Source organism: Psychrobacter sp. TWP2-1-2, assembly GCF_049896785.1.
In the GTDB taxonomy this organism is placed as follows: Bacteria; Pseudomonadota; Gammaproteobacteria; order Pseudomonadales; family Moraxellaceae; genus Psychrobacter.
Map to the genome: position 1 here is coordinate 16,927 of NZ_JAFCVA010000016.1, position 20,459 is coordinate 37,385.

At 42.3% G+C, this 20,459-nt stretch carries 14 protein-coding genes; 4 read left to right on the forward strand and 10 right to left on the reverse strand.

Going from position 1 to position 20,459, the window contains the following annotated elements:
* Positions 1–89: 89 nt before the first annotated feature.
* The 4 genes from ACP7AE_RS12295 to yajC all read right to left on the reverse strand — a co-directional run bounded on the left by ACP7AE_RS12295 (position 90) and on the right by yajC (position 5,753).
* Positions 90–1,505, reverse strand: a complete 1,416-nt coding sequence (locus tag ACP7AE_RS12295; protein ID WP_426243397.1) for an MATE family efflux transporter — start codon at positions 1,503–1,505, stop codon at positions 90–92.
* 191 nt (positions 1,506–1,696) lie between these two features.
* Positions 1,697–2,956: a protein translocase subunit SecF gene (gene secF, locus ACP7AE_RS12300; protein ID WP_426243378.1), complete on the reverse strand. Its 1,260-nt coding sequence runs from the start codon at positions 2,954–2,956 to the stop codon at positions 1,697–1,699.
* Positions 2,957–2,965: 9 nt separating this feature from the next.
* Entirely contained in the window at positions 2,966–4,843 is a 1,878-nt protein-coding gene (gene secD, locus ACP7AE_RS12305; RefSeq protein ID WP_055124186.1) for a protein translocase subunit SecD, read from the reverse strand.
* A gap of 580 nt (positions 4,844–5,423) precedes the next feature.
* Positions 5,424–5,753: a preprotein translocase subunit YajC gene (yajC, locus tag ACP7AE_RS12310; protein WP_045446152.1), complete on the reverse strand. Its 330-nt coding sequence runs from the start codon at positions 5,751–5,753 to the stop codon at positions 5,424–5,426.
* Between the two features lie 539 nt (positions 5,754–6,292).
* Here yajC and ACP7AE_RS12315 point away from each other — a divergent pair.
* From ACP7AE_RS12315 to ACP7AE_RS12325, 3 genes are all read left to right on the forward strand, one after another.
* Positions 6,293–7,576 (forward strand): CNNM domain-containing protein, encoded by a 1,284-nt coding sequence (locus ACP7AE_RS12315; RefSeq protein ID WP_426243398.1) that lies wholly within the window; start codon positions 6,293–6,295, stop codon positions 7,574–7,576.
* 448 nt (positions 7,577–8,024) lie between these two features.
* Complete coding sequence (locus ACP7AE_RS12320; protein ID WP_227678933.1) at positions 8,025–8,522, forward strand: nuclear transport factor 2 family protein; 498 nt, start codon at positions 8,025–8,027, stop codon at positions 8,520–8,522.
* A gap of 350 nt (positions 8,523–8,872) precedes the next feature.
* Positions 8,873–11,872 carry a LysM peptidoglycan-binding domain-containing protein gene (locus tag ACP7AE_RS12325; RefSeq protein ID WP_426243381.1) on the forward strand — a complete coding sequence of 1,000 codons (3,000 nt, stop codon included), beginning with the start codon at positions 8,873–8,875 and terminating at the stop codon, positions 11,870–11,872.
* A gap of 139 nt (positions 11,873–12,011) precedes the next feature.
* Here ACP7AE_RS12325 and ACP7AE_RS12330 read toward each other — a convergent pair whose 3' ends face one another.
* Both ACP7AE_RS12330 and ACP7AE_RS12335 read right to left on the reverse strand, forming a co-directional pair.
* Positions 12,012–13,220, reverse strand: a complete 1,209-nt coding sequence (locus tag ACP7AE_RS12330; RefSeq protein ID WP_060490901.1) for a transglycosylase SLT domain-containing protein — start codon at positions 13,218–13,220, stop codon at positions 12,012–12,014.
* Between the two features lie 1,065 nt (positions 13,221–14,285).
* On the reverse strand, positions 14,286–15,119 hold the full coding sequence (locus ACP7AE_RS12335) for a Nif3-like dinuclear metal center hexameric protein (RefSeq protein WP_426243383.1): 834 nt from the start codon (positions 15,117–15,119) through the stop codon (positions 14,286–14,288).
* Positions 15,120–15,434: 315 nt separating this feature from the next.
* Here ACP7AE_RS12335 and ACP7AE_RS12340 point away from each other — a divergent pair, with 315 nt between their 5' ends.
* A complete protein-coding gene (locus ACP7AE_RS12340; RefSeq protein ID WP_426243385.1) occupies positions 15,435–16,763 on the forward strand; it encodes a trypsin-like peptidase domain-containing protein in 1,329 nt (442 codons plus the stop codon).
* Between the two features lie 141 nt (positions 16,764–16,904).
* On the opposite strand, the gene yfaE is transcribed toward ACP7AE_RS12340, so the two are convergent.
* The 4 genes from yfaE to ACP7AE_RS12360 form a co-directional block, all read right to left on the reverse strand.
* Positions 16,905–17,171 carry a class I ribonucleotide reductase maintenance protein YfaE gene (gene yfaE, locus ACP7AE_RS12345; RefSeq protein ID WP_045446158.1) on the reverse strand — a complete coding sequence of 89 codons (267 nt, stop codon included), beginning with the start codon at positions 17,169–17,171 and terminating at the stop codon, positions 16,905–16,907.
* A gap of 192 nt (positions 17,172–17,363) precedes the next feature.
* On the reverse strand, positions 17,364–18,497 hold the full coding sequence (nrdB, locus tag ACP7AE_RS12350) for a class Ia ribonucleoside-diphosphate reductase subunit beta (RefSeq protein ID WP_045446160.1): 1,134 nt from the start codon (positions 18,495–18,497) through the stop codon (positions 17,364–17,366).
* 77 nt (positions 18,498–18,574) lie between these two features.
* Positions 18,575–18,958: a hypothetical protein gene (locus ACP7AE_RS12355; protein WP_426243387.1), complete on the reverse strand. Its 384-nt coding sequence runs from the start codon at positions 18,956–18,958 to the stop codon at positions 18,575–18,577.
* A 310-nt stretch (positions 18,959–19,268) separates the two neighbouring features.
* Positions 19,269–20,309 carry a hypothetical protein gene (locus ACP7AE_RS12360; RefSeq protein WP_426243389.1) on the reverse strand — a complete coding sequence of 347 codons (1,041 nt, stop codon included), beginning with the start codon at positions 20,307–20,309 and terminating at the stop codon, positions 19,269–19,271.
* Positions 20,310–20,459 lie beyond the last annotated feature (150 nt).

Here is a 20,459-nt window from a genome sequence, read left to right on the forward strand (position 1 = left end):
ATTAATGTTAGAAAACTGGTTTTAAAATGAAGCATAGCCCGAGTAATGGCAAAAACACCCTAGAAAAAATGCACTTCATATAAAGAACATTACACAGTCGGCTGGAGCTTTTCATAGCTGGCTGTTTGATGAGCTCGGTACAAGAAGCCACCCAAAATAACCAGCCGAAGTAATAATAAACACCACACGCTTAGCCAAATACCAGTCATACCCCACTGTTGGTAGAGCACCCAGCTAAGTGGAAAAAAGATAGCGGCGAGTATCAAAGCTGCGTTACGAATCACATTGCCGGCAGTTAAGCCAAAAAATATACCATCTAGCCAATAGGCACCAACGCCAACGAGAGGTAGTAATACCGCATAAAGATGGTACTCATATGCCAGCGTAAAAACGGACTCAATATTGGTCATAAATTGCAAATATGTTGGCATCGCCAGCCACCATATCGCACTTAACATGATGGCTAGACCATAACTGACGATACCGGTACGCTTGACGATAGTACGAAAACGTGGCCAATCCCGTCGTCCTGCTGCTTGACCGCTTAATGTCTCAGCCGATACTGCCACGCCATCAAGAGCAAAGGCTGAGATACTTAATACTTGAAGCAAAATAGCGTTGGCGGCTAGGATGACGTCACCACTTTGAGCCGACAAGCGGGTAATCCAAGCGAAACTCAACGTCAAGATCAGAGTACGGATAAAAATATCTTTATTTAATGAAAATAGCCTAAGCATTTTTTCTTTAGAAAAATGTTGCTTGTCGGCAGTGAATAAGGATTGCCAAGATATTTGCAAATGCTGACGGCTGAGCCACAATGCTAGTATCACGCCCAGCCAAAAGGCAATAGTGGTTCCTAACGCCACCCCAACCAAGCCCATCTGCATCCCATAGACAAAAAACAAGGTTAGAATGATATTCAGCATGGCGATAAAGCCTTGCTGGTAAAGCATGTAACGAGTCTTACCTTGACCAGCAAACCAACCAATAAAGGCAAAGTTCATTAGCTCAGCGATGACGCCCCAAAAGCGTACATCCAAATAAGTCTTTGCCGCTTGCCCACTTTCGGGGTTGGCCGATAGGGCTTGCAAACCAAAATCTATCAACCAAGGCTTTGCCAATAACAGAATGCTACCGATAGCAAACGCTAATAACAAGGCACGTTGCAAGATTGATAGTAGGGGTGATTGAGTTTGGCTTGACGATTTTGTGATATGAGTAGAATTATCAACATGATTGACCGATTGACCTAGCGCTTGAGCCGATAGCCCAGACGAGGCATATTGCAAAAAGTTAAAACTCACGAGCAATAAAGACAATAACTGTATCGCCAAGCCCATCCCAGCAAGTTTAGCCGTGTCATTCATGTTACCCACGATCGCGGTATCGATGACGCTTTGTAGTGGCATGGCTAGGTTGGCCAATAACACGGGCAACGCAATAGCAATGATACGTGTATAGCGAGTATCAATCGGTGGCATAGCACTAGGTGGCGAGTTGGTCATTGGCATTTTTGGCTCGTTTATACTTAAAACCCAACAAGGATTGAGCGTAGAATATTTGCTATTTATGACAAACACAGCTACAAAGACAAAAGCACCTAGACTCATTATTCATGAGTCAGGTGCTTTGATTTAAACGTTACTACTGTTATTTATGGCAGACTTTATATAAATTAAATAATACCATTAAACACTTATTCAAACATTTTTGGATCATTGAAAGTGACAATTTCTTCTTCAAACTCAGGTTTTACTTTCACAATAAAGTCATCGCGTGATAGACCCATACGTAATGGAATCGAGCTTGCAATATACGTTGATGAGTAAGTACCAGCAAGCAGACCAATGAAGAGCGCTACTGAGAACCAGAACAGTCCATCGCCGCCTAAGAATAGCATGGCAAGTACGACCAGTAAAACAGTGGAAATGGTCATAATGGTACGGCGCAACGTTTCGGTCAAAGACAGGTCAACGGTCTGGCGAGGTGTGATACCACGGACACGACGAAAATTCTCACGAATACGGTCATACACAACAATTGTATCATTGATAGAATAACCAACCAGTGCCAAGACGGCCGCCAAGACGGTTAAGTCGAAAGGAAAGCCAAATAAGGCAAAAACACCAATGGTCACGATAGCATCATGAAACAGCGATAATACCGCACCAAGAGCGAGTTTAAATTGGAAACGTAAGGCAACATAGCCCAACATACAAACCAATGCTAATACCAGTGACATGACTGAGTTTAGATAAATTTCATTACCAACTTGGCTGCCAATAATATTAACGTTACTGATTTCAACATTATTATTAGGCAGGGTTAATGCTTTAGTCAGGCTACTATTTAGGCCGTCTACGTTATCAGACTGTGGTGGCAAGCGTACGAGGAGTTCTTCTCGCGTACCAAGATACTGTACCACGGCATCATCAAAGCCATTATCGGCCAATGCTTGTACGACTTCAACTTGCTCAACAGGCTGCTCGTAACGCACATCTGCGGACACACCACCCGTAAAATCAAGTCCTAAGTTTAGACCGTTTACTGCAATTGCAATGATACTACCAATAACCATCAATAGAGATAAAAGTGCCATTGGCTTTTCTATCTTCATAAACGGAATAATACGCTGGTTGCCAACGGCTTTGATACCGCCTTCAGCGATTGCAGCAGCATCATCAGCGGCATCACCCGATTCTAGCTCAGGATTGGCTGCTTGGGTGGTCATTGCTTGACTGTCTTTACCCGCATCCTTACTACCGCTCAGAGCTTTGTCTTTTTTTGATTTAGCGGTAGTTGGGTTATTGGCTTTGGTATTACTACCTTTCCCATCACGGCGTGGTTTTTTACGGCGGCGTGTGCTGTCGTTATTTACCTCACTGTTTGAGCCACCTGAACCATTTCGATCTGGATTGTTCTGCTGTTCTAAAGGGTTATTCTTATCGATCGCCATAATGTTCTCCTAACCGATGCTCAAACGTTTGATAGATTTACGCTTACCATAAGCAATCTGTACCAGCGCACGTGTCACCATAATAGCGGTAAATAGTGAGCTGACAATACCAATAGCCAATGTAACCGCAAAGCCTTTAATCGGACCCGTGCCAATTGCAAATAGAATAAAAGCAATCAATAGGGTGGTGATGTTGGCATCGAAAATACTACTAAAGGCTCGATCAAAACCTGCCACGATGGCGGATTTGGGCCGTACCCCGTTTGCTAGCTCTTCACGTATTCGCTCAAAGATCAGTACATTGGCATCGACGGCCATACCGATGGTCAAAACGATACCAGCAATACCAGGCAAGGTAAGTGAAGAGCCTAAGATTGACATAATAGCAATGATGATAATAACGTTCACGGCCAGCGCCACGTTGGCAATCACGCCAAATAGACGATAGAAGATAATCATAAACGCAAACACTAATAGATACCCGACTTGCGTAGAGAATAGACCTTTATCGATATTGTCTTGACCTAATGATGGGCCAATGGTGCGTTCTTCTACAAAGTACATCGGTGCGGCAAGTGCGCCTGAGCGTAGCAGTAGTGCGAGCTCGGCAGCTTCCGCGCTACTATCTAGCCCAGTAATACGGAAAGAGGAGCCAAGGACCGCTTGAATATTGGCACGGTTAATGACTTTGGTCTCAGCATAAGGCGTTCTAACTTCGACAGTTTCGCCAGTTTCTGGATCTTCTTCGTAAGTGATTCTTTGCTTGTTTTCGATGAACAATACAGCCATCTGTTTGCCAACGGCGGTACGAGTGGCATTTTGCATGAGCTTACCACCAGCACTATCTAAAGTAATGCTGACTTCAGGAGAGCCGCTTTCATCCACACCAGTTTGAGCATTAGTGACTTTATCACCCGTGACAATCGCTTGACGTTCAAGCAGTACCGGCGGACCATCAAGTGTCTCAAACGGGAAAGCTTCGGTACCCGCTGGAGGGATGCCGCCCGTATAGTTTTCGCTGTCTTCAGCAACCATACGGAACTCAAGGTTTGCAGTGCGCCCTAAGACACGTTTTGCCTCAGCAGTATCTTGTACGCCAGGAAGCTCAACGACAATACGGCTAGCACCTTGAGACTGTACTAAAGCTTCAGTCACACCAAGCTCAGCAATACGATTGCGAAGGGTGGTCAAGTTCTGATTAACCGCATAGCTATTGATTTCATCAAGCGTTGCATCGTTGTACGCTAAAATCAGTGCAGGACCTTGCTCATCAATAGAGGATTGCAAGCTAAACGTATTGCCCATTGAGCCTTGCAAAACATTCTGTGCACGGTTACGAGCATCTGTATCAGCGAAATGTAATACCACACTTCGATCTTCGGTCTTAATGCCTTTGATCGCAATTCGCTCAGCACGTAGTTCGCGACGCATGTCACGACTGGCACTGGTCAAACGCTGTTCAAGCGCCTTGTCCATATCGACTTCTAGTACAAAACGCACACCGCCCCGTAAATCAAGGCCGAGCTTCATCGGTTTTGCACCGATATCACGTAGCCACTGCGGCGTCGTTTGCGCCAAGTTAAGCGCGACAACATAGTCTTCGCCCAAGTTTTGACGCAGTACTTCCTGAGCTTTGAGCTGATCGACTGGATTGTCAAGACGTACCAGTGCACTGTTGCCCTCAAACGTTCCATCGTGGTTATTGATGCCAGCCTCTTCAAGCAAGCTTTGAGACTCAGTCAAGATACCTTCAGACAGCTGTGTACCTGCAGCGGCGCTTGTAATCTGCACGGCAGGTTCATCAGGATAGAGGTTAGGAGCAGCATATAGACCGGCAATGATTAGCACGACGGCAATAAGTAAGTATTTCCAAGCGGGATATTGCATAATCACTTCTTTAGGTTGATAAACGACTGGCGACGTAGGCCACAAGTTAGCAGATGGGAAGTTAGCGATAGCAATGGTTGAGTGCTGTATCTAGCAGTCGTCATCATGCACCATTGCGATCATCCGCGATGATAGTAAAACAGTAGAGCAAATAATACAGACGTATCTTTATATAGTCATCAAAAATATATAGTCAGCAAAATATCACTGATAAAATCAATAAAGACGGCATGGTCAAAAGCATAAACATAAATTGTCTATACTCTATGAGACTGTTTTTACATCATTGCTCTATAGCGAAAAATGACCGTAAATAAGGTACGGTCATTCTTAGGCACTGTATTAATCACTATATTTATTAATGACAGATGAGGGCGTGTCCTCAATTCAATCGATTACCCTCTAAATGGGCTAAAAATGGCTAAATTTTGCCAAACATCGTCAAATAGCTTATTAATATCTCGATATTATTTGCGCTACTTTCCTTGTTTAACGGCAATTTATTTCATTTTTACCACCATTTTTAAAATGAGGACATGCCCTAATAATCATCAATAAAACGCGACTAATATTTCAATCATTAAACGCTTTCGATTGTGCCAGCAGGTAACACTGAAATAACAGAAGCACGTTGTACTTTGACATCAGTATTATTGTTTAGGCTGACCACAGCATAGTCACCTTCAATGGCTTTGATGCGACCCATCAAACCACCAGCAAAAATGATTTCGCTACCGACAGTCAATGCATTGACCATGGCACGATGTTCTTTGGTACGCTTAGACTGTGGACGAATGACTAAGAAGTAAAAAATCGCAAAAAAAGCAACAGGCAATAGTATTTGACTAAATAGTGACATCGCACCAGCAGCTTCTGGTGCAGCATGGGCAGCTTGAATAAATAACAACATAATTTCTCTCAGTAAGTCATAGATAATAATAAAATTAAACGCATAGTAACAAAAAATCCCAGACTTGGTAACTGTTAATCATAGGCTGAGTATGTTTTTCTTAAGGTAATGGCATGCTAGCGGTCATTACTTTTTGCAGCAATATTTTTGCCACATCATATAAGTGACGCCAAAGCGCTGAGAGTATAACAAAATTCAAGCAGCGAATGGATGCTAGGTAATAGTAGCGTAGCAAAAGGTATGGTCAAGGATACCAAAAAACAAAGACTTAACAATAGCGTCTTATTGTGAAATGGCATCATCAATGCTACTATCAAATGGCAATAATTCCCTGCATTTAGCACACGGTTTATTAGTATATAATAGATCCTATTATCTGCTGCTAAATCAGTTTTGAGCAGCGAGTTACCATCGTTTTAGCAGATAACTAATATCTAGTTAATCATGTTTGTTTTTAGTGATTTAGTATCGTTTGCTCATTATATTATTATCCCTTTTACTTTTTTCTGTTTAGGTTACCTAACTTGTTTACCACTTTTATGTTTGTACCTCGTTTATGTCGTCCGCGCGCTTGTAAAGAAGCGTCTGCTAAACCTCCTCCGACATCACGCTATTCAAAGCGTCTTCGTCGTACCAATTCAACTGCTGGATTGTCAGCGCTGACGGCGATGTTGCTATTGCCATATCCAGCTTTTGCCGCTGAAGCTTTAGCAGAGCCGACCGCGATCAGTGTGTTATTACTCATACTTTTTGTGGTTGTCGCCATCGGTATCTCGTTTGTTTGTTCATTGGCTGAGTCTGCATTACTGAGCATGACGCCGTCTTATATCGCTGATGTTCAAGAAAGCAATCCGAAAAAAGCAAATATGCTAAGACGCTTAAAGGTTGATAACATCGATCAGTCATTGGCGGCTATTTTGACTTTGAATACAGTGGCTCATACATTAGGTTCTATCGGTGCTGGTGCCCAAGCCACGATTGTGTTTGGTAGTGCATGGTTTGGACTGTTTTCTGCCATTATGACACTGGCGATTTTGTTTTTATCTGAAATTATTCCAAAAACGCTTGGGACACTATACTGGCGTCAACTAAGCGGTATGGTCGCTTACTTCGTGCGAGGCATTATCCTGCTGTTGTATCCACTTATTTGGATCTCAGAAAAGTTAACCAAATTACTAGTACGTGGCAAAGAACCCCAAGCATTCAGTCGTCGTGAATTTGCGGCACTTGCCAGTATCGGTGAAGAGTCAGGACAGATTGACCCATTAGAATCGCGCATTATTCGCAATTTACTGGCATTTGGTGCGATTAAAGTCGAAGATATCATGACCCCACGTTCGGTGATGCTGGCGTTTGAAGAAAACAAAACAGTCGCTGAATTATTGGTTGATCGCCCAAAATTGACGTTTTCACGACTGCCAATTTATGATGGTGACTTGGATAACATCACAGGTTTTGTATTAAAAACAGACATGTTATTAGCAAAAGTAAACCATGCGATGCACAAGCCATTGACTCAGTTTAAACGTGACATTACTTTTGTTTTTTCAAAAATGAAACTGTTTGATTTGTTAGAGCTGATGCTAAAAAACCGTATTCATATTGCGATTACAGTGGGTGAGTATGGTGAAGTCAAAGGTTTGGTTACTTTAGAAGATGTGTTTGAGACGCTATTGGGACTTGAGATTGTGGATGAAATAGACCGCGTCGAAGACATGCAAGCACTGGCTCGACAAATGATGGACAGACGAGTAGAGCGATTGGGCATGAAGCTTAGTGATGATGAACAACAATACGAAGATAATAGTACGGACGCTAAGTAAGCTTCCGTTTGGCTTATTAAATTGAGATTGGATTGACAGGAAGTGAATCAAAACTGGAGCGAAAACTGAGTCGTGTACTGCGTAAGTGGCTCAGTTAGTATATTTTGTATTTATGACAACGATGGGCAGTGACTCATATTTTCAGAAATAATTGTGCCATATAGTTGGTATTTTAGTATTCGCAATAATTACACAGGGTGTCACATAGCTGTGAGAATTGAATGATAGTCTCACTCTATGGTAAAAGTACGCTGTCATCATTAATAAGTAAGTGATGATCAAACAGATATTTTTTACAAGTAAAACGGAAACGAAGAGGGCACATGCTAGCCAGTGCTCGCTTCATTTATCATGATGTTAATGAGTAATAAACGACTACTATATTTAATCAATAAAAAACGTTAGTCATCAAAAGATGGCAACAACGATAACAGCATTGCTAAGGATTATGATGAAACGATTATGGGGAAAAGGGCTTTTGGCATTATTGCTAAAAAGTGCCAGCGTGGCGGCGGTAGTGACCGTTGTAAGTACTGTGAGTATCAGTGCACAAGCGGCAGCCATGACCGAAGCTTTGGTGCAGAATTATATAGCAGCAATGAAGTCATCAGCGAATAGCCAAAATGTCAATCAGGTCGCCCGTCTTGTCTCTGACGATGCACTGATTTCATTATCTAGAAAAGGTAAGTCTACCAGTTTAGATAAAGATGCTTATTTAAAGTTGTTGCAAAATAGTTGGAATAACACCTCTAATTACCGTTATGATATTTCTGTGGATAACATCGTTATTACGGGCGATCAGGCCAAAGCCAATGTAACGACCAATGAGAGCTGGGTGAAAGATGGTAAAAATGTATCATTTGTCACCACTTCAAGAGTGACGCTGACGTTATCGACTGGTAATGCGGTGCTGCTACGTGCTGTATCACAAGTAACGATTAATTAATCGTTACTCGACTAATAACCCAGTACTAGCTAGTCAGCAATTATGCATTATCAACAATTAGGTATTAATGGATAAGCATTGATTAAGAAACGTCTTGATCAGTGGATAATCAAAGAAAATAGTGCATTAATCAGGCTCTTCGAAAGCTAAGCATTCCATCATAAATAACCATACAGATTCACAATGTTGAATAATTAAATGATTGATTGCATTTCGTGAGAGGTCTAAAAATTGACTCAACTTATGATGATTATCTTTTTATATTAGACTGGTCTTTGCTTCACATTGCATACTATACTAGCAAGCAACTTTATCTTATCACTTTCTGTCGTTAGGAAACTTCCAATATCATGTCTACTGTGCTATCAAAATCTCGCTCATTTATTGCGTTGCCATTGACGCTTGCGGTATCAACTCTACTTATCAGTGCTTGTAGCAATACGTCAGCGGTAAAAAAGGGTGCGACCAATAGCTCATCTGTTATTACTAAACGTCCAGCTACTAAAGCGCCTGCAGCAAGCAGCAGTACGGACTATTCAACGGCATATTTAGATGCAGATAGCTTGGATGAGTTAGCCGATTTACTCGAAGCCACTGACATGACTATGGTGGAAGGCAACAAACTTGCTATTCAGCAGTATGGTGATTTATGGAGTCGCTTACGTGCTGGCTATCGTATGAATGGCGGTCAGCCGACTTATAATCAGCGTATCGAAGGGCAAAAAAGCTGGTTTACCAGTCGACAAGACTATTTAAACCGTTTGACTGCACGTGCTAGTCGCTATATCTATCACACCGTACGAGAAGCTGAGCGTCGTAATATCCCGACAGAGCTGGCTTTGTTACCTGTTATTGAGAGCTCTTACGATCCAAGCGGTACCAGTAGTGCGGCAGCAGCAGGCTTATGGCAGTTCATTCCAAGCACGGGTCGTATTTATGGTTTGAATCAAAGCAGTACCTATGATGGTCGCCGTGATGTCATCGAATCAACTCGCGCCGCTTATGACTTCTTGACCGCACTGCATAACCAGTTTGGCAGTTGGGAGTTAGCATTGGCTGCTTATAATGCGGGTCCTGGTCGCGTGCAAAAGGCCATTGATGCTAATAGAGCTCAGGGTTTACCGACAGATTATTGGTCTCTGAGATTGCCTACTGAAACGATGAACTACGTGCCGCGTTTCTTGGCGGTAGCGGAAATTGTTGCCAAGCCTGAGCAATATGGTGTCTACTTGCCAGCCATCGCCAACCGTCAGCATTTCCGTAGTGTGCCAGTGAATTATGGCGTGAGCTTGGCTGAAGTTGCGCAAATGACAGGTGTGAGCTACGACGAATTAGAAAGATTAAATACGGCCTTAACGTCAGGGCGTGTTGATTCTTCTGGTCCCCAGCGTATTATTATTCCTAATGATGTGAGTCTTAATACCGACGTTAAATTGAGCTCATTGAGAGGCAATGGTACGGGCAATATACTGGCATCGAGTAATACAAGCACACCAAGTAGCACGACCACGACGCCAAGCTATAATAACAAACCCTATACTGGCTCTTCATTACCATCGACAGGTAGCGCCTTGGCTGATTATGCTGCAAGCGCTAGTGTGCCGCAGCAAACGACCAGTTATATATCACCGTCAGCCACACCTACTAGCAGCTCTGTCTACAGTAATAATGCCTCGGTGCGGACTGAGCCACCATTGAGCACGGCAGAAACCAACAAGATCAATGCTGAGCTAAAAAGCAGCAACAGTTTACCGACCACCTCTGCTCAAATTACACAGAATAATACGATTGTCCAAGAACCACCACTGAGCAAAGAAGAGCGTGATTTTATTGCCAATCAAATTCGCAGTAACACGCCTGAAACCAATGTAATCAATGCTGATGGTAATATTAATTTATCCGCAGTACAGACACAGCAGTCTATTCTAGAAGCCAGTGGCGAAGAGAAAAAGCTTAGCTTTGCAAAAACATCAGTAAGCAAGCCAAAACCCCAAGGTGCACGTACCACTTATACCGTCAAGCGTGGTGATACCTTGTCTAATATCGCCAGCCGTGCGGGTGTCAGTTGGCGCGATATCGCTGAATGGAATCAAATAGATGCCAGCTCTAAGCTGCTATCAGGCAGTACCTTATACTTATACAATGCAAAAACTATTGAACCGTTAAGCACAGCTAACAATACCGCGGCAAGCCAACCAGAGAGCTATGTAGTACAAAGCGGCGATACGCTGATTGGTACTGCTAACCGCTTTGGTCTATCGGTGACTCAGTTGGCAACCTACAATAATTTGAGTAGTAGAGCGGATTTACTACGCGGTCAAAAGCTATGGCTGATACCAGGTAAGGTGACTGCGCCAGTGACCACGCCTGCCGCTCCCTCGACCAAGCCAAGTAAATCAAGCACGGCTACTAAGAACTATAAAGTAAAAGCGGGCGATGGCTTGATTGCTCTCGCACGTCAGTTCAATGTTTCAACTGATACACTTGCCAGCCTCAATAATATGAGCACTACAAGCTCACTATATGTTGGTCAAACTCTAAAAGTACCTGCAAGTGTCGATTTCGATGCAGCAAACACCTCAAGCTCTAGTAGCCGTAACAGTAGCTCAAGTTCGGTGGCAACCACCAATTACAAAGTAAAATCTGGCGATACTTTGATCGGCATTGCCAATAGCGTAGGTATCAGTCCAGCTGAGCTTGCGGCGGTGAATAGCAACTTTGATGCAAAAGCACGCTTACAACGTGGTCAAACCATCAAAGTACCCGTGTCTAAAGGATTGGTTGATCGTCAGCTAAATGATAAAACTGTCAGTTATAAAGTAAAATCAGGCGATACGTTAACAGGCGTGGCTCAACGTTATAATATCGGTCTTAGTGACTTGGCAACAGCGAACAACCTGAAAACCAACTCTAATTTGATACTCGGTCGTACGATTACGATTCCTGCCAGTGGCAGCGTTGTAGCGACCTCTAGTAGCAGTAATCAAAGCAGTAGTTCGGCTAGTAGCACTGCCGCAACTAGCACAGCGAGCAGTGGCAAAAAATTGGGCAACACCGAGAGCTATAAAGTTAAATCAGGTGATGGTTTGATTGCTTTGGCACGTCAATTTGGTGTTTCGATAGACGATTTGGCTGCCACCAACGATCTCGCGACTAATGCCCAGTTGCAGCGTGGACAAACGCTTAAAGTACCAAAGCTCACAGTGAGCTACACCGTTGGGTCAGGAGACAGTTTGATTGGCTTAGCACGTAAATATGGCGTCTCTACGCAAGAATTGGCTGAAATGAATAATATCGCGGCGGATACGATGCTACAGCGCGGTCAGCGCTTGACCGTACCTAATCGTTAAGAGTAAGTTGCTTAGTGAAATAATAGCTAAGTAAATACGATTAAGACAGATCATTCTGCACAAAAAAGCTGCTCTTTATAAGAGCAGCTTTTTTTATCTGTGACATTCAATTCTCAAAATATTTAATAATATTTATCAACTAAACGGTTTGAGTTTTGATAGTTTCAAGATAACTTCTAATATTGCTAACATAATGCATCGCTTGACCATAACGACTATTGGCAGCTTTATTATCAGCTAAGTACGCATAAACGTTCGCCCAGTTTTTATCATCAATACCTTGATCTCGCAGTTTACGCTGAATACTCTTTACTGCATTTGGTCCCATGTTGTAGCCGGCAAGCGCAAACCAAATACGATCTGTCTTTGGCACATCAGCAAAGTCATCTTTCATTTGCTCTAAATAACGCGCGCCGCCGCCGATACTTTGGTAGGGATCGACGCGATCTGAGACGCCCATTGCTTTGGCTGTATTATTGGTCAACATCATGAGACCACGCACACCCGTTGGCGATACAGCATTGGCATCAAGGTGTGATTCTTGATAACCCATGGCCACCAATAATTCCCAATCATGATTATAATTGCGTGCTTGCTCTTCAAAAGACGATTGATAATCAGGCAGTTTTTCGGTCAACGTTTTTTGGAAATGATCTTGGCTATAGGCGTCTTTCAGCAAGTTTTGATTGTAAAAGGCAGCAAGTTTTTGTGTGTTTTTCAGCTTAATGCTGTCACATAAAAAGTAACTGGCTTTTTGTGATAATGGGTCATTGGATGAATTGAACGTCCAACTGACTTTTGGATGTAAACCATTCTTTGTTAAGCTGGCGTCATAGCCGCAACTGATGTTGATAGACGATAAGTTAAACTTGCTCTTTAACTGCGTACTGGCCGTTGTTAATGCCATGTCTACCTCGCCCGATCTCAACGCCTTTAGGGCAGTTTCTTCATTGGCATACGCTTTTAGATCGATATCAACGCCAAGCTCGTCAGCATAAGTACGTACCAAATCAAAACCAAAGCCATGTTGAAAACCGTCAGTCGCAAAATAAGTGCTGTCACCGGGGACGGCAGCGATGGTTAACGTGCTTTCTAGCATGACGTTATCATAGGCTGGCACTGGCGCACGCATCGTCGTCAGACTCTCAGCAGGTAAAGAGAGAAGGGCAATACTAGAAACTTGCGCCAGCTTTTTGGTTCTAGAAAAACGACTCGATGTCGTCGGGGTAACGGATGAAACGATGTTACTTTTAGTGTTCGGTAGGCGTTTAGATGGACGCAGTAAATAAGAAATACGGCGTCTAGCCCCTTGCGCAGATACTTTCACACGATAAGTAATACGCTGCATGGATGTCTCCTGATTTTAGCCATCCTGCTTACCGTAAAACGCTTATGAGTGTATGCTTATAAAGTAGCCATACATCGATGTTGCATTTTAGACAACCACGCACTTCTTAATAAGATAAGTGCGTCGTCATCTTGTTTAATAATAGTGCCGCTAATGAATTTTTATCAGATGTAGCGGTGCAGTTTTTAATTAGCTGGTTATCTACTGGCGTATTCGGCGTATCAGGTAAGAGGGCTAAAAAATCTCTCAAAATATCAATATAAAACATCGATATAAAGTATCAATACAAAATGATGAACGCACAACACCGCGAAGGATATAAATCGGATGATTCCTTCATCGATGCATAGATAGGGCTAAGAATAAAACAACTATATATTAAACATAGGTAAGGTCATGAACTAAGTTATTGAGACAAAACATAGAATGTTCGGGGTGCTTATGCACTCAGCTTTTCTATGCTGATATTAATAACCATAGCCTCTTTAAATCATTTGTAATAGAGTCAACAGTGATTAATTTTTTGTCCAGCAATAAGGGTAAGCAAGTCGCTATTTTCATTACTAATAAAGAAATGATAGAAAATTTACTCAAACATTCTATCAATCAAGCGGTTGCTAACCCAGTATCGCGACACTTAAATCAAGATAGACCATGCTGCTGAAAATATATCACGCACAGTGTGTCTATTAGTAAACCGTCCAAAATCTCGCTATCTATATGACCTCAATAGCTATACAACATAGCGAGATTTTAGGCGGTTATACTCATTTAAGTACCATAACCGGAAGCTGTAATAAATGGGAAGCCTCATGACAAGACATTCTTTCTTCGGATATTAATATGCGGATATTCCTTGGATTATTCAAGTGTGGTTAAGAAATTAGCGATAAAACTTAACAATTGGGCTATAAACGGTTAAAAAGGCCCTTATTATTGATACACTATTGAAAATTGCAGCAGCAAAAATTATGCATATTGGACAACTATACTGATTATTATTAGCCTTGTTTTCTGAAAATTATTCTAAATTTAGATAGCTATGAGTAGAGTTGAGGACACAGCCTAAGCAGGATTATCAATATCTACAAAGGTCACGGGTATGCCAAATGCTTGAGAAACTATGTGACCGAGTGCTTGAATACCGCCGCGTTCTGTCGCGTGATGTCCACAAGCGAAATAATCAATGCCCAGCTCACGGGCAATATGGGTGGTACGTTCTGATATTTCGCCAGAGATAAAGGCGTCACAGCCCATCAATGCAGCTTGCTCGATCATATCCTGTGCGCCGCCCGTACAAATGCCCACGTGTTCGATAATTCTGTTATCATCGATATGAGCGCTTGTACTATTCGGTGCGCTATAATTGGCAGAGATATGCAATGGCAATCGTCCTAGCGTCTGAGTAATGTGAGTAATGAGGCTTTGAGCATTTTGCGGGGTACAAGTGGCGATATTACCCACTGGGTGCGACTCACTAGGGTATAAAGCGCCGATAACGGTCATGTTTAATGCGTCAGCCAGCTTGGCATTATTACCAATGACAGGATGGGCATCGAGCGGCAGATGATAACCAATCAAAGAGATACCATGCTGCATAAGTTTACGGATACGCTGACCTTTCATACCAGTGATGGGAGCAGGTTCGCCTTTCCAAAAATAACCATGATGCACCATAATGGCGTCTGCATTGTCAGCAATCGCCGCATCAATCAACGCCTCACAAGCCGTTACACCAGTGATGATTCGTTTGATAGGTCGACCCCCATCTACTTGTAAACCATTAGGGGCATAATCTTTAAAAGCATCTGCTGATAAATAGTCATCACAGAATGTGGTCAGTGCTTGAACGGTAATGGCGGTATTTGAGGGCTCGGTTGAGATATTGTGTGTGGTCATGGTCTTCCCTTATAATTGATTCAGTGGGGCAAGCATTTATAGCTAAGATGTGGCTTTTGATAATGAGTATTTTAACATGTGGCTACAGTAGGATAGACAATCCTACTCACTGAAATGGTACACGATACGTTACAACTGGGTAGTATTGGCGGTTATAATTTATACATGTAAGCTTGCCGTATAGATAGTGCAAAAAAATAACCATCTAGTGGGCTGTAAACGTTTGATAAATGCTGCTCAATGCGTCCTAATATATACCATGCTTCTCACCTTATTCATCTTCGTCTGTTTGTATCAAATTTATAGAGGTTTTATATGTCGTCATCTCGGAACACCAGCAGCAAGGCGTCTGTATTAAAATGGTTACCTTGGGTTTTATTGCTAGTCGTGATTGCCGCATTTATTTGGTTGTTTGCGAGTATGAAGACGGCATCGGAGCAGGCATGGGAGCCGCCCAGAACCACGCCTGCTGAGCAGCAAGCGTCAGCACCTGTTTCTGATACACCCGCAGCGATTTCTTCTTATCATAATGCGGTTGCTCGCGCCTCACGATCAGTCGTGAATATCTACACCACGCAAACGATGGCAGAGCATCCTTATATGAATGATCCTGTGTTGCGCCGCTTTTTTGAGTTCCATGGTGCACCGTCAGAAGAGCAGGGCAATACCAATTTAGGCTCTGGGGTGATTGTCTCAGAAGATGGCTATATCGTTACCAATGCTCATGTGATCGAAAAAGCCGATGAAATTACGGTCGCCTTTAATGATGGTCGTAAGAGCCGCGCTAGAATCGTTGGCACAGATCCAGACAGTGATTTGGCAGTGATTAAAGTAGATATGACCGGTTTAGCACCACTTGGTTTCCGTAAAGAACCTATCCGAGTTGGCGATGTCGCATTAGCGATTGGTAATCCGTTCGGTGTCGGGCAAACGGTAACGCAAGGAATTATCTCAGCAACAGGACGTACTGGGCTTGGGGTCAACAAGTTTGAAGACTTTATCCAGACCGATGCAGCGATTAACCCAGGTAATTCGGGCGGCGCACTCGTTGATGCTTATGGCGAATTAATTGGTATTAATACGGCCATTTACTCACGCTCTGGCGGCTCTATGGGTATCGGTTTTGCTATTCCTACCGCTATCGTTGAGCAAGTGATGAATGCCATTATCAAAGATGGTAAGGTGAGCCGTGGTTGGTTGGGGATTGAGATACAGTCACAGTTACGTGACCCAACGCAGCTTGAAACCTCAACTGGGGTAGAAGTGCTTAATGTCGTTCCTAAGAGTCCTGCTGCTAAGAGTGGTCTGCGTATAGGCGATATTATTTTGACGATTGACGGCGTCGAGATGACAGATGCCAATACCTTGATTCAGTATGTCGCTCGTAAAGCACCGAATACCACGCTGAATGCGCAAATATTACGTCGTGGCAAAAATGCCCAAGTCAAAATACTGTTAGAAGAGCGTCCAGCGCAAGAGCCGATGGAACGTCCAGTCGTGATTCTTGATGAAAATGTTGGTGGTATAGAAGATCCAAATCTACAAGGTGAGAGACAAGACGTGCCGATGATGTCAGAAGCCGAGCGCGACCGTATGCGTGAAGAGCTGTTGCAGCTGTTTGAAAGAGATGGCGCGCCCTTATAAGGTCATTCTTCATCACATAAAGCTTAATCAAAATAAGCTTAATCAAAATGGCTTGAACGATTTATAGACAGTAAAAAAGCACGTTATCTTCAAGATAACGCGCTTTTTGTTTCGAATTTTTTAGCACTATTTTGGTTGATATTACTCTATAGTAGGCTCGTGATTGATATAAATTACACCCTGTACACGGCAACAGCAGGGCAGTATCTCGTCTTCATCAATCATGGCAAGGGGCGCAAACGGATAGTCAATGACGTGTGAGCTGGCGATACGCTTTATTCGGCAACTGCCACAATAGCCTTCCTTACATTGATAATTGATATCATGTCCGGTGCGTAGCAATCCATCAAGCAAGCTTTCGTCATCATGCAAGTAAAATTGTTTCTTACTCGTCATTACCCAAGTCATAGTTTTATCCTGTTTGTTTCCCTATCATTCTGCACTTTCTAAACTATAGTCAATCCTATATAAGCCAGATACGGTGTCAGGCTCGCTTAGTCTACTATTTGTAGCACTTTCGCTCGCCTTCCTTGTATCCAAATTATATTGAAACGACTATATACTCTTTCAAAAACTATTTTTTAAATGAACACATAAGCTCTAAAGCTCAAAGTCATCAAAATCACTGTCTGATAAGTCTGAATCAATCTGACCCACCAAGTATGAGCTGATTTCCGTCTCTTGTGGGGCAACTTGTACGTTGTCAGATGACAACCATGTGTTAATCCACGGGATTGGGTTTGATTTAGAATTCGGGAATGCGACTGGTAAGCCAACCGCTTCCATACGTAAATTGGTGATGTATTCGATATATTGGCACAGAATATCTTTATTGAGACCAATCATTGAGCCGTCTTTGAACAGATAGCCTGCCCATTCTTTTTCTTGCTCAGCCGCTTTACGGAATATCTCGATGCTTTCTTCGTAGCACTCTTTGGCAATGTCGACCATCTCAGGATCATCACGACCGATGCGCATGAGATTCAAAATATGCTGCGTGCCCGTTAAATGTAGCGCCTCATCACGAGCAATCAATTTAATAATCTTGGCATTACCTTCCATCAGCTTACGCTCGGCAAAGGCAAACGAGCAAGCGAATGACACATAAAAGCGAATGGCTTCTAAGACGTTGACTGCCATCAAGCACAAGTAAAGCTGCTTTTTCAGCGATTTTAAATCGACGGTAATTTGCTTGCCATTGATCGTGTGCGTGCCTGCACCGTATAGGTTGTATAGCGATGAGTTATAATACAAGTCATCGTAGTACTTGGCGATGTCCGCCGCGCGCTCTAGGATATGATCGTTTTGCATGATGTCATCAAAGACGATAGCAGGGTCATTGATAATATTACGAATGATATGGGTATAGCTGCGCGAGTGAATGGTCTCAGAAAACGTCCACGTCTCAATCCATGTCTCAAGCTCAGGAATCGATACCAGTGGCAGTAGCACGACGTTTGGGCTACGACCTTGGATAGAATCGAGTAGCGTTTGATACTTTAGGTTACTGATAAAGATATGCTGTTCGTGTGACGACAGATTGCCATAATCCATACGATCACGTGATACATCGACTTCTTCTGGACGCCAAAAGAACGACAACTGCTTTTCGATCAATTGCTCAAAGATAGGGTGCTTTTGTTGGTCGTAACGCGCCACGTTGACCGGATTACCAAAAAACATCGGCTCTGTTAGCGCATTGTTTGGCGTTTGGGAAAAAATCGAATAAGTCATGGGACTGCCTTTATCATTGATATGGTTATTAAGTTATAGGGTTTTGACTAGATTTGGTTTGATTGGATGGGATTATATTACAAGTTCTCTAAAGATATCTGTTCTGACGTCTGTCCATCATTCATATACGCTTTAAATATCTCACTCAGCTCACTATCGTCCAAACCCTCCAATTCATCGATCGCACTCTTACGCAGCGCACTCAAGCCATCATCATCTGATAGTTGCTGCATTTCTTTCTGTACGTCTTTTTTAGTCGCTCTCTTTACTGGTTTTTTCAATACTTTTGTAGCGACTTTCTTTAATGCTTCTGGTTTTGCTGCTGTGCCTTCGCCTAATTGCTCACGGACGTCTGCGATGTCGACTTCCACTTGTACGATATGCGAGCCACCATCGTTTAGGTCTGAAAATACATTTGGGATAAACAAACCACCGTCTTTGATGATTGCGGTATATTGCACATGACCTCCATCGTTTTAGTTCTGTCTGTATGTTTTAATTATAACAGTAGCCAATCCCGCCTACCGCTTGTATCTGCTTTGCCGTCAGCAGGATAGTTGCTACAGAATTTGCGAAAATGCAAATTCTCTTGCGCTCGGACGAAGCAGTGCTTCGTGATTTCCTCGCTCAGGGCTAAAAAGCCTTGCTAGGGCGTCTTTCTTTGTCCTTAACGACTCTTCCGTTTGGGCGTAATTTGTAGGGTGCGCCTCGCGCACCTTTAAACTATATCACCGGTGCGCTGGGCGCACCCTACAACTATCTATGTTTCGATTATAGTAATTCAGTTGGCTTAACAATTATCAATTCATATGCATCTAAGCCTTTCTTGATAAAAAGTTCTGGAGTATTCTCTTCTTTTATTCCTTCCATCATTAGTAGTGCCTTAGCTTGTTCAAAAGCTTTTCCTAATGAAATCCCAAAGCCTATAGCAGAATAAAACTGAGAGGAAAAAATTCGAGCAGCGTTATCACCTATAGTGGTATTCATTCCAATGGCAGCTTCTACATGCTCAACTACTGATCTTGCCTGATTGTGAGAGTAACATGTATTAAAAAATACTAATCTAATAGTATTTGATGAAGCCATCATAGTCTGTACTATAGCTTCTTTACTAATTAGTTTAGCCTTGCCTTCAGCATCTTGAAATACGATTTCATCTGAATTTGAACCGTGACCACTAAAGTGTACTACTGTTGGATTAAGCTCATTAATAGCTTGTAGAACATCCATTGGTTGTACTGCCCATCTACTTTCAAATAAGACTGAGTCGCGAAATTTTGTTTTACGAATCATTTCTTTGATTGAGCGTGCCTCTTCATCAAGTCTTAATTGCTGAACATCTATAGGATTTGAAGCTAGGAATAGAACATTGATTTTTTCTGGGAGGTTTTGAAGTGTTTTTATACTAGCAGTCATTTTTTCATGTACTCCCTCGTGTTCAAAAAGTGTTGTTTTTATCTCATTTAGGTTTGACAACTGTTCTTTTTGCTTACTCTTACTTTCATTTTCTTGTGCTCTAACTAGCTTTTTTTCTTCATCAAAAATTTGCTTGTTTTTACTACTTATTTTCTTTTCGTAATCTACAATTTTTTTATCTATAAATAAAATTTGACTCCTAAATCTATCTATATCGCGAATTTTAGATTTTGCCGTACTGACAATTTTCGTTTTAGACAAAGCTAGAGATGTGGAGTTGATTTTACTATTTAGAGCATTTGTTTTTAATTGCTCTCTATTCTTAAGTTGCATTAAATTCTGCAACTCTTTTCTTTTACGCTGGATATTTCGCTGGTAATTATCTATCGATGACATTAAGAACCCTCCGTTATTATTCAATATGACACGAAGACTACTAATAGTAGTTTTGCAAATAGCTTTTAACGAACTTCATTAGCATAATCGATTAGAAAATAGCAAACAGCGGATTTAACCTAAAAGCCAAACCCGCCATCCATCAAAATC